Origin of the sequence: Psychrobacter sp. UBA3483 (assembly GCF_002377905.1) — a bacterium.
GTDB lineage: Bacteria > Pseudomonadota > Gammaproteobacteria > Pseudomonadales > Moraxellaceae > Psychrobacter.
In genome coordinates this window covers 20,430-31,142 of record NZ_DFQS01000017.1, presented here as the reverse complement: position 1 = coordinate 31,142, position 10,713 = coordinate 20,430, and the positions used below count along the sequence as shown (strand labels likewise).

Here is a 10,713-nt window from a genome sequence, read left to right as displayed (position 1 = left end):
TTCGAAGTTGAGAGTGGGGTTTAATTATTTACAATAATAACGTATTCACGGTAAAGTGAAATTATTTAACAAGAATTAGTGCTTATTTAGATACGTTTTATAAATAAAACTTATTACTGTATCTGCCCTTAGCCACTATAATTAAAGCAATACTTATAATAATTGGCACTAAAAATAATTATATAATATTTAGGAGAGATGTCATGTCAAAAGGACAAACTTTACAAGATCCGTTTTTGAACTCGTTACGCAAAGATCGCATTCCTGTTTCGATTTTTTTAGTCAATGGTATTAAGCTGCAAGGTCAAATTGAATCATTTGATCAATACGTGGTTTTACTAAAAAATACAGTGAGTCAAATGGTTTATAAGCATGCCATTTCAACAGTAGTACCAGCCCGTAATCCTAGAAGCAGTACGACGACTGGTACTGGTACGCAAGCCTCAACTGGCGCACCCGCTGGTTACCAAGGTGGTATGAGTAGTGGTTTTGAGCGTGGTAGTAACCTTGCTGGTGGTGGCGGTTTTGAAGAGCGCGGCTTTGCCAATCGTAGTGGCTTTAATCGTGGCGGTTTTGGTCAAGGCCAAGATCGTGGTTTTGAGCGTGGCAGCTTTGGACAAGGTCAGGAGCGCGGATTTGAGCGTGGGGGCTTTGGTCAAGATCGTGGCTTCGACAATTCCTCAGACAATGCTATGTTTGAAAACAAATCAAACGATGATATAGATGATAGCAATCAATAAATAACGTTATCTAATGTCTATTTAATTGAAAGTATGTTATTAAAATGTTGTATAGCTGATTAAGACCTACTATTAATTATAGTGGGTTTTTTTTGTATAAATAGACGTATAATCATGGCTGCGCAAGCGACTATTTACACTATTTAATAAGTAGGCAATGATGAAAGCGACGTCTTGCCCTATATTATTAATATCAGCCATAGTATAGTAAAATGTTTCATTGATTCATCGAAAATATAGAGCTAACGTATGAGTAATCCGCACCGCAACCTGACCCATCAACAATTTATTAGCACTGCTATCGAAGCAATTCATACGGAGATGGCGGCGCTAGCATTGTTAACGGAACAAATCGATGATAGATTTGCTCAAGCCTGCGATATTATCCTAGCCTGCAAAGGACGTGTTGTCGTGACCGGGATGGGCAAATCGGGTCTGATTGGTCGTAAAATAGCGGCGACTTTTGCTTCTACGGGCACGCCAGCGTTTTTCATGCATCCTGGGGAAGCGGGGCATGGCGATTTGGGGATGTTGGTACAGGGCGATGTCCTACTGGCTATCTCAAACTCGGGCGAGTCAGATGAAATTAGAATGCTGCTGCCCGTGGTTAAGCGTCTAAATATTCCCCTGATTAGTATTAGCCGAGACAAACGCGGTATGCTACCACGAGCGGCGGATATCATTTTGACGCTAGGTAAATCACAAGAAGCTTGCCCGCTCAACCTTGCCCCGACTTCTAGTACCACAGCGACCTTGGCATTGGGCGATGCGTTGGCTGTGGCTTTGGTGCATGCACGTAATTTTACTTCAGAAGACTTTGCGTTATCGCATCCTGCAGGTGCCTTAGGACGCCAATTATTGACGCGGGTTGAAGATTTGATGCATACCAATTCAGAAAACTTACCGCTTATTAATCAACAGGCACCGCTACAAGACGCTTTATTTACCATGTCTGCTGGGCGTTTAGGTATGACAGTGGTGACTGATGACGAGCAAAAAGTCGTCGGCGTATTTACCGATGGTGATTTACGTCGTGGCTTAGAAAAAGGCATCGACTTACAAACCCCGATGCATGAGCTGATGGTCAGCAACCCACGCCTCGTTAGTAAAGACATGCGCGCTTCCGATGCTTTAAGTGTGATGAATGAAAATGGCATTAGTCAGCTGCTGATTATCGATGAGGAACAGCGTTTGGAAGCCATCATTACGGTACATGACTTATTACAAGCCGGTGTCAAGTAAGTATTATTTTAATACAAGTTGTATGAAGAACTAGCACATCTAGGAAGTAATATATTGAAAAAGCTCTAATAAAAGCAAGCTTAATAAGAAAATACTTAATAAGAGAAAACTGATGCAAGACTTAATAAAAAAAGCCGGACAAGTAAAGTTATTGGTCATGGATGTTGATGGTATCTTGTCAAACGGTCAAATTATTTACGATGCCAATGGCATTGAGACCAAAGCCTTTTCGGTACAGGACGGCGTCGGCGTTAAATCATTGGCACGCTATGGTATTTTGACTGCAATTATCACTGGTCGTAGTAGCCCTATGGTAGACAAGCGTGCTGCTGAAATGGGTGTCAACTATATCGTTCAAGGTCGTGACGATAAGCTAATTGCTCTAAATGAGCTATTAGCGACGCTTGATTCTGAGCTTCATATCACAGCTGCCGATTGTGCTTATATGGGCGATGATTTACCGGATATTAAAGCGATGCAAACCGTTGGTTTTGCTGCTACTGTCCCAAATGCTCATCAAGAGGTGATAAAACGCAGTGATATGGTAACCACGCGTGCAGGCGGTACCGGCGCAGTACGGGAAGTATGTGATCTTATTTTAAAAGGTCATGGTCATTATCAAGATTTTATTGCGCATTACACGCTTGATGAAGCCAAACCTAAGGATAACTTGTCGTGAATACTCGTGTTTTAATCGTTTTGGCGTTGATTATCGCTGTGATTGCTGGCTGGTTTTTTAAGCAGCAAGGGGAGATTACGCCGCCCATTAGTATGGAAGCGACGGATGTCGATTATGAAGCCACTGACATTAAAGCGGTGCAAACTAATGAAAAGGGCGAGACTGAGTACGAACTAAGTGCAGAATCCTTGACCCATAATCCCGTGACCAATAAAGACGAGATGAAAGGCATCACGATGAACTGGGAGCCATCAGACGAGCAGCGCTATCGTGTAGAAGCAGGTAGTGCTGCCATCAGTCAACAGACAGGTGAGATGAGCTTAGCAGGAGGGTTTTCTTTAATCAGTGAAGAGAAGGCCGACAAGTCTGATATTGAGCCGATTAAAGTAACAGGCACTACCTTAAAAGGTAATACCAAAACAGGTCAAGTCTATAGTGATGAGCCAGTAAAAGTCGAACAAGGTATGAACCGCTTTGAGGCATCGAGTATGAAAGCCAACCTTGAGACCGGTGACTATGAATTTGGTCAAGTTGCCGTTGCGTTTACGCCCGCGAAACGCCAAGATAAAGCTTTATTTTAATAGCGTTCACGCCATATTAGCGGCACTTTAGTATTAACTTAACGGCTTAATTATTTAACAGCCGCACCTAGCAGGAAGTTTGCAAACGCCACTACCCATAATGATACGAGTAACTTTTATGAAATCTACTTTTTTGCCTACTTTACGCTTGCTATCGACGCGCCCTATCCAAGTAACAAGCGCTTTGCGCACGCTGCCAATGGTAATGTTGTTAGCGTTGCCGTTATACAGCCATGCTTTGCCATCAGATGCCAATCAGCCCATTAAGCTGTTGGCTGATAAGGCAACTTATAGTGAACGTACAGGTATTACCAGCTATTCGGGTACCGTCGTGATTACGCAGGGTACGTTTAAAATGACTGCAGATGATATTACGGTCAATCTCTCACAAGGCCGTAGTATCAATTCAGCAGTCGCAACCGGTCGTCCAGCGACTATGCAGCAGGTAGTAACACAAGAAAAGGGCTTGGCAAAAGGGCAAGCCAATAAAATCGATTACAATGCGGTCACGGGTATCGTGACGCTCACAGGTAATGCAAAATTGGTACAAAATGGCGCAAGTTTTGCCGGTAACGTTATTCGTTATAGCTTAAAGGCAGGCGATGTAGAGGCAACTGCTGGTGGCAGTCAGCGCGTAGAGTTGGTCTTCCCGCCTAGTAACAACAGCAACCGAAGCAGCATACGCTAAGCACGGTGTTTTTTTTAATAAGCAGTCTGTGCAGTACTAGAAATTTTGCAACTTTAACAGTAATTGACAGGTAAGTGATGAGCGATATTAAAAACAACGTTGTTAAGACCAATGAAATTCATAGCAACGAGCTTAATAATGGTTCTGTAGCGGCAACCCATAGCTCCGAGCCTGTCGCCCGTTTAACGATGCAAAATTTAGGCAAACGCTACGGTAAACGCTGGGTGGTAAAAGATGTGTCATTTTCCGTTGAACAAGGTCAAGTCGTTGGCTTGCTAGGTCCAAATGGCGCGGGTAAGACCACCAGTTTTTATATGGTGGTGGGACTGGTTAATATGGATAAGGGCCGCGTTACCTTAGGAAAAATGGATTTATCAAAATATGCCATGCATGAGCGCGCCCGTGCCGGTATTGGCTATTTGCCGCAAGAAGCCTCTATTTTCCGTAAACTATCGATTGAAGATAATATCTTAGCTATTCTACAAACTCGTAAAGAATTAAGTGCTTCTGAGCAGCGTCAGGAGCTTGAAAAATTGATCGGCGAGTTCCATTTAGAGCATGTACGCAAATCATTGGGTATGAGTGTCTCAGGTGGTGAGCGTCGCCGCTGTGAGATTGCGCGTGCTTTGGCGGCTAATCCAAAATTTATCTTATTAGATGAGCCGTTTGCTGGTGTTGACCCTATTTCTGTTAGTGATATTAAAGACGTTATTTTAACCTTAAAAAATCGCGGTATTGGTGTGCTGATCACCGACCATAACGTGCGTGATACCTTAGCGATTTGCGAAAAAGCCTATATCGTTTCAGAAGGGGCGATCATTGCTGAAGGGACATCATGTGAAGTGTTAGAGAATGATTTGGTAAAATCTGTCTATCTTGGTAAAGACTTTCGCGTATAAGCACTTCGCTATTTACTAGAGGTGAGTCTGTATAAAGCCTTGTTTGAACCATTAGCCAAATATCTGGTCATTGTATGGTACGGCGGATATTTGGCTATTTTCTCTTAACATCCATGCCCACTATAAATTGCTATCTACCTCTCATAACCTAATGCCTCGTTATTAAAAAAGGCATATCTATCCTTTCTCTTAGTCTTACACTTAAGCTCATATAGAGCATTCTAGAATTTCATTTATTATTCGCGATTTATTACTTTCGATTGACCAGCTCAATAAGGTTCATACGTTATGGCAAAAAATAAAAGCAGTTATGTCTGTCAACAGTGCGGGGCGCATTTTGGTAAATGGGCGGGACAGTGTACAGACTGCGGTGAATGGAATAGTTTGGTTGAAGCGCCGAATGTCAGTATGCCGCACCACAATAAAAATACTTCAAAACCGAATGCTAGCCGAGCCGTTTCTCGTAGTGCAGGTGCGCCGGCTGGTAATTATTCGGGTACACACAGTGCGGTCATGCCGCTAAATGCGGTAAGTGTGACGCTAGATACACGCCTGCCCACTGGCATTAGTGAGTTTGATCGGGTGTTGGGTGGCGGACTGGTAGCCGGTTCAGTTGTTTTAATCGGCGGTGACCCTGGTATTGGCAAATCAACCATTCTTTTGCAGACAGCCACTAATATGGCAAAAGCCGATTCATTGGCAGGTAGCGCGCTGTATGTGACGGGTGAAGAGTCGCTCGCCCAAGTAGCGATGCGCGCCAAGCGTTTAGATTTGCCAGCGGATAGATTGCGTGTGCTCGCGGAGACCAATGTTGAAACTATTTGTGCGGCTTTAACACAAGAGCAGCCGGCGATTGCTATTATTGACTCGATTCAGACCATTTATACCGATGCCATTAATTCTGCCCCAGGCGGCGTCAGTCAGATTCGTGAGTCGGCAGCTATTTTGACCCGTTATGCCAAGCAAACTGGCACGGCACTATTTTTAGTCGGTCATGTGACCAAAGAAGGGACGTTGGCAGGGCCACGTGTGCTTGAGCATATGGTTGATACGGTCTTATACTTTGAAGGTCAATCTGATTCACGTTTTCGTATGATACGTGCGGTAAAAAACCGGTTCGGTGCGGTCAACGAGCTGGGTATTTTTGGTATGACCGATATGGGACTTAAAGAAGTCGCCAATCCTTCAGCGATATTCTTAAGCCGTTATGATAAGCCCGTAGCGGGTTCTGTGGTGATGGTGAGCCGTGAAGGTACTAGACCCCTGCTGGTCGAAGTGCAAGCCTTGGTTGATGACTCACAAGGCTCACCAAGACGTATGGCTTTAGGGCTTGACTTTCAGCGCCTATCAATGCTGCTTGCCGTCATGCATCGTCACGGCGGTATCCATACCAGCGGACAAGATGTGTATGTAAACGTTGTCGGCGGTGTCAAGGTAATAGAAACCGGTTCCGATTTGGCCGTGCTATTGGCTTGTGCCTCTAGTATCAAAGAAAAGCCTTTACCGTCATCACTTGCCGTCTTTGGTGAAGTCGGCTTATCAGGAGAGATTCGACCTGTGCCCAACGGACAAGAGCGTCTAAAAGAGGCGATGAAACACGGCTTTAAACACGCGATTATCCCTAAGGCCAATGCGCCTGCCAAAGATGCGCCGCAGTTTAAGGGTATCAACGTCATTGCGGTCGAGCGTCTCGATGATGCGATTGAAAGCGCATTTGAGTTATAGTTTTTAAAAGCTGTCCCATGTTAACTATTTAGCGTCAAATGCTAAAAACAAAAAAGCACCTAACTTAGTAAAGTTAGGTGCTTTTTATTTAACACTAATATTATGCCATCTTTACCGTACAAAACCGTTAAAGGCTTAAACCGCGAATGGTCTAAAACGTTAATGGTTTAAGAGGCTGGGCCTGAAACACGCTCAATAGAGACGTTACCCACACCTTTATTGGTAATGCCTAGTTGCTTGGCCGCACCATATGATAAATCCATCACACGGTTACCATGGAATGGACCACGATCGTTTACTTTAACGACGACGCTTTTGCCATTGGTTTTATTGGTCACTTTAACGTAGCAGTTTAATGGTAATGAGCGGTGAGCAGCGGTTAAGCCATTCATATCAAAGGTTTCGCCACTGGCAGTTTTGCGGCCATGAAACTGACGACCGTACCAAGAAGCCAAACCAGTTTGTTTAAATTTGCTTACAGAGTTAGAGGCTACCGCCGTTAAGCGTTCTAAAACATCTTCATCATTAGACACTTGAGCGGTGTCGCTGGCGAGCAGTGAGCTGCTAAGCGCTAATGAAGTGGGCTGACGAGCAGACTTAACTAAGCTTGATGCGCCGTCATGTTGACGACTAAGTTCACCGAGTACACGGTCAATACGGGAGGCGTTATCTTGCGAAATCATTGCAAGGGAGGTTTTTGATTCTACAGCATTTGCATTAGTAGCGATTGCAGAGCCAGCAAATAAAACGGCTGACATTGTAAGTAAACCAGATAAACGCTTATTCATAAATACCTCTATAGCATATACATTAGAACCTAACTCTAAAACCTCTTAGAGGGAGCGAGACAATATTAGACCACTCTAACAATGCCGCAAACTCTAAAGCCGCTCTATCATCTTTCTATCTCATCACGATGATAATAAATATGGACTTTTATAAGCTCTAATATATGGTAATTTTCATTTATATCATCATAAGTGGTAGGTGGTTATCGTTATAGACGACTGTCCAATTCCACTTATGACACGCTCAAATGATAGTTAACAATATTAATCAAACACCTAAAGTAAGGTTGCACCAATCGATAAAGGACTTTTTTGCATTGCTAAGTTAATAAAGGGTTTAAAGTATGTTGCGTATTACTTTGTTATTAAACCGTTAATTAAGTAGTGACTTTGCAAGCCCAAAATCTACAATTTGCTAACTATACGGACGAGCTACAACTGCAATATAATTAAATGATATCTTTCTTAGTAGCTATGTACGCGTTGTGTATCAAACTACAATAAAACGAGGGTAACGCAATTATTTGTAAAAAACAAGGAATAAAACCTAACAGTACTAATCGGTCATTAATAGAGCTTTGTAGGTATTTAGATAGCTTTTTCAAGATAATATAGATATATAAAACAATGACTTAGGGTTATTCTTGAACCAAGAAAGTTAAGGTTTTAATAGTAATTTATGTAGAATTAATGACAAATGAGAAAGGCTTAAAAAAGCAGATATCCATTTAATTTGAGCAATTTCGTTGTTACATTCTATTACTTAGCCAAGCGCATTTTGCTTCAATTTCTAGGCTAATTTGTTAACGTATCATTTTAACCCTGTCTATATAAGGGAGTTATATAGACATTTCAACCCAAATCTATAATGGTTGTTGGCTGTAATACTGGCTATCAGTAATGAACTTTACAAGTGAATAGATTGTAAATAATACCTGCTATGACTTAGCTAGATTTGTGAGTATGAATTGACATCAGTAGGCCAAAACCTGCCATTAACGTCACAATAGCAGTACCGCCATAACTGATAAAAGGTAAAGGCACCCCAACGACGGGTAGGATGCCGCCGACCATGCCGACATTGACAAAAACATACACGAAAAAAGACATCGCAATTGCACCTGCCAGCAGTCGACTATAAACATCAGGGTGCGAAAATGCGATATATAAAGCACGTATAAGCACGCAGGCATAAATAAACATCAACAATATCACGCCAAGCAGACCGAACTCTTCGGAAAAGGCAGCAATAATAAAGTCAGTATGACCTTCTGGTAAAAAGTGTAGATGCGATTGCGTCCCTTCTAAATAGCCTTTGCCAGTGAGACCGCCCGCGCCAATGGCGGTTTTGGACTGAATGATATTCCATCCGGCACCTTGGACGTCAGCTTCAGGATTGAATAGCGTTAAAACGCGCGTACGTTGGTAGTCGTGCAATAAAAAGTTCCAAGCAACTGCTACCAATGGCACTGCTAATGCTACCGCACTGGCAATCAAGCGCCATGATAGTCCTGCTAAAAATAACACAAAAATGCCACTGGCGGCGACCAGCAAGGAAGTACCAAGGTCAGGTTCTTTGGCGATTAATAATACCGGCACGACAATTAACGCTAAGGTGATGGCGATACTTGATAATGATGGCGGTAAGTCACGTTTGGATAAAAACCACGCACACATCATTGGCATACCAAGCTTCATAAACTCTGAAGGCTGGACACTGCCAAATCCGGGTAAGTTAATCCAGCGCTGCGCCCCCATACGCACCTCGCCAATGATGTCGACCAATACCAATAATATCAGCCCCAATACATAAAATATGGGCGTAAAGGTACGATAGAGGCTAGGCGGTATCTGCGCCATAGTAAACATTACCGTAAATGCCACGCCATAACTGATGACTTGGCGGATAACCATGTCGGTATCTTGGCTTGCTGCGCTATATAAAATCGTCAAACCAATACAACAAACGGTTAATAGCAATAAGGTCAACCACGGATCAATATGGATACGTTGCCAAAGCGTCGGCGCATGACCTTGACCAAAATGATGGCTTTGACGGGAAAAACGGTACTGTAGGTTAGAAGGCATAGGCAAAATGTGACTAACAATTGGCGTGAAAGAAAAGTCTGCTTTGACAAACAATAAGTAAGCAATCAGCGAGGGAAAAATGTTTATTCGGTAGCTTAATCAGGGATTTGGTGGTGAATCCTGTAACTTGCCCGTAATAAAGTAACGACAATATAAACGTTATAAGGATAAGTGTTAATAACGAATCGGTGACCATCAATTCGCTGCGATAGTTTAGCCTGCTTGCTTAAAATTTGATAGTATCGATAAAACGTTTTTAGCGGTAGTTTCTGGTAATGATAAAGACAAAAAAATCTATTTATAGGCATATTTATAAGCCTATTATCGTCCTAGGTGTTTGTGCCAGCAGTATTCCTGCGCAGGCGGCTATTATAAGTGATAATAGTGAGCGCCGCATCCAAATACGTCATGGCAGTAGCGCGACCGATAGTAGCAGCAATGCTTACATCACGCCTGCTGGGAGTTACGGTAGTCAAAGTAATAGCTATAGCGGCGGCGCGACCATACTCAGCGATGGCAGAAGTGGGTCAAATGGCCTTGGCGGCGATAGTATGCAAGGACTGATTCAACAAAAACAGCGTGAGTTTAATTTCGATAGTGGGGTCTCGATAGAAGAAAATAAACGCGTCATTACCAACAGAGGGACACCACGTTATAACACTACCTATAGTACTGGTAATAATAACTTTGGAAATAGTAATTATAACGATTTTACCAGTATGGATTTTAACATGTGGTTAAATAGTAATAGTTACCGCGCAAGCCAAGTGGCCAATTATCAACGCTATTTAAGCTCACGCGTCGGCGCAAGAAATGTACCGCCTTTATCTCAACTGTTGACGACTGCTCGTAGTTGGGATAAATGTGGTTATGAGCCTTATCAGCTACCGCCGCAGGAACTTTGGGCAAATATGGTACCGACTTTGCAGCTTTACAGTCAGCTAAAAAGCCAAGGTATTTTACCTGCTAGTACCGAGATACGTTCAGTCTATCGCAGTCCGGGATTAAATAATTGCGCGGGCGGGGCAAATGCCAGTAAGCACATGACCGCAGGCGCGATGGATATCTGGGTGCCTGAATATGAAGGCAATCAATGGCAGCTGAGTCGCATGCAAGATAGTCTATGCGAGTTTTGGCAATATCAAGGTCAGTCGCATAACTTTGGTTTAGGGCTGTATTCTACTGGTGCTATTCATCTTGATACCGATGGTTATCGCAAATGGGGCTTTAATCACGCCAGTAGCAGCTCCGCTTGTCGCTATTAAATAGTATATCGCTAAAGA

General features: G+C 43.0%; 10 protein-coding genes. 8 read left to right on the top strand and 2 right to left on the bottom strand.

Annotated elements, in window-relative coordinates:
* Positions 1–203 precede the first annotated feature (203 nt).
* From hfq to radA, 7 genes are all read left to right on the top strand, one after another.
* Positions 204–740, top strand: a complete 537-nt coding sequence (hfq, locus tag B2866_RS03095; RefSeq protein ID WP_296190623.1) for an RNA chaperone Hfq — start codon at positions 204–206, stop codon at positions 738–740.
* Positions 741–989: 249 nt separating this feature from the next.
* Entirely contained in the window at positions 990–1,982 is a 993-nt protein-coding gene (locus B2866_RS03090) for a KpsF/GutQ family sugar-phosphate isomerase (protein ID WP_296190621.1), read from the top strand.
* 112 nt (positions 1,983–2,094) lie between these two features.
* Positions 2,095–2,661, top strand: coding sequence for a KdsC family phosphatase (locus B2866_RS03085; protein ID WP_296190620.1), 567 nt, complete (start codon positions 2,095–2,097; stop codon positions 2,659–2,661).
* Positions 2,658–3,242, top strand: coding sequence for an LPS export ABC transporter periplasmic protein LptC (gene lptC / locus B2866_RS03080; protein ID WP_296190618.1), 585 nt, complete (start codon positions 2,658–2,660; stop codon positions 3,240–3,242). The genes B2866_RS03085 and lptC overlap by 4 nt, the downstream gene beginning before the upstream one ends.
* A gap of 118 nt (positions 3,243–3,360) precedes the next feature.
* Positions 3,361–3,930 carry a lipopolysaccharide transport periplasmic protein LptA gene (gene lptA, locus B2866_RS03075; RefSeq protein WP_409520887.1) on the top strand — a complete coding sequence of 190 codons (570 nt, stop codon included), beginning with the start codon at positions 3,361–3,363 and terminating at the stop codon, positions 3,928–3,930.
* A gap of 188 nt (positions 3,931–4,118) precedes the next feature.
* The gene (lptB, locus tag B2866_RS03070; RefSeq protein ID WP_296190628.1) at positions 4,119–4,829 is read left to right on the top strand and encodes an LPS export ABC transporter ATP-binding protein; all 711 of its coding nucleotides are present in this window, start codon (positions 4,119–4,121) and stop codon (positions 4,827–4,829) included.
* Positions 4,830–5,117: 288 nt separating this feature from the next.
* The gene (gene radA / locus B2866_RS03065) at positions 5,118–6,554 is read left to right on the top strand and encodes a DNA repair protein RadA (RefSeq protein WP_296190614.1); all 1,437 of its coding nucleotides are present in this window, start codon (positions 5,118–5,120) and stop codon (positions 6,552–6,554) included.
* 167 nt (positions 6,555–6,721) lie between these two features.
* Here radA and B2866_RS03060 read toward each other — a convergent pair whose 3' ends face one another.
* Both B2866_RS03060 and rodA read right to left on the bottom strand, forming a co-directional pair.
* Positions 6,722–7,342 (bottom strand): septal ring lytic transglycosylase RlpA family protein, encoded by a 621-nt coding sequence (locus B2866_RS03060; RefSeq protein ID WP_296190612.1) that lies wholly within the window; start codon positions 7,340–7,342, stop codon positions 6,722–6,724.
* A 945-nt stretch (positions 7,343–8,287) separates the two neighbouring features.
* Complete coding sequence (gene rodA / locus B2866_RS03055) at positions 8,288–9,430, bottom strand: rod shape-determining protein RodA (protein ID WP_296190610.1); 1,143 nt, start codon at positions 9,428–9,430, stop codon at positions 8,288–8,290.
* Between the two features lie 275 nt (positions 9,431–9,705).
* On the opposite strand from rodA, the gene B2866_RS03050 reads away from it, so the two are divergent.
* Positions 9,706–10,695, top strand: a complete 990-nt coding sequence (locus tag B2866_RS03050; protein ID WP_296190608.1) for a D-Ala-D-Ala carboxypeptidase family metallohydrolase — start codon at positions 9,706–9,708, stop codon at positions 10,693–10,695.
* Positions 10,696–10,713: the final 18 nt, after the last annotated feature.

Coding starts and splice junctions, on each gene's coding strand:
- B2866_RS03050 (WP_296190608.1), top strand. CDS start 9,706: ATGATAAAGACAAAAAAATCTATTTATAGGCATATTTATAAGCCTATT.
- rodA (WP_296190610.1), bottom strand. CDS start 9,430: ATGCCTTCTAACCTACAGTACCGTTTTTCCCGTCAAAGCCATCATTTT.
- B2866_RS03060 (WP_296190612.1), bottom strand. CDS start 7,342: ATGAATAAGCGTTTATCTGGTTTACTTACAATGTCAGCCGTTTTATTT.
- B2866_RS03085 (WP_296190620.1), top strand. CDS start 2,095: ATGCAAGACTTAATAAAAAAAGCCGGACAAGTAAAGTTATTGGTCATG.
- hfq (WP_296190623.1), top strand. CDS start 204: ATGTCAAAAGGACAAACTTTACAAGATCCGTTTTTGAACTCGTTACGC.
- B2866_RS03090 (WP_296190621.1), top strand. CDS start 990: ATGAGTAATCCGCACCGCAACCTGACCCATCAACAATTTATTAGCACT.
- lptA (WP_409520887.1), top strand. CDS start 3,361: ATGAAATCTACTTTTTTGCCTACTTTACGCTTGCTATCGACGCGCCCT.
- radA (WP_296190614.1), top strand. CDS start 5,118: ATGGCAAAAAATAAAAGCAGTTATGTCTGTCAACAGTGCGGGGCGCAT.
- lptB (WP_296190628.1), top strand. CDS start 4,119: ATGCAAAATTTAGGCAAACGCTACGGTAAACGCTGGGTGGTAAAAGAT.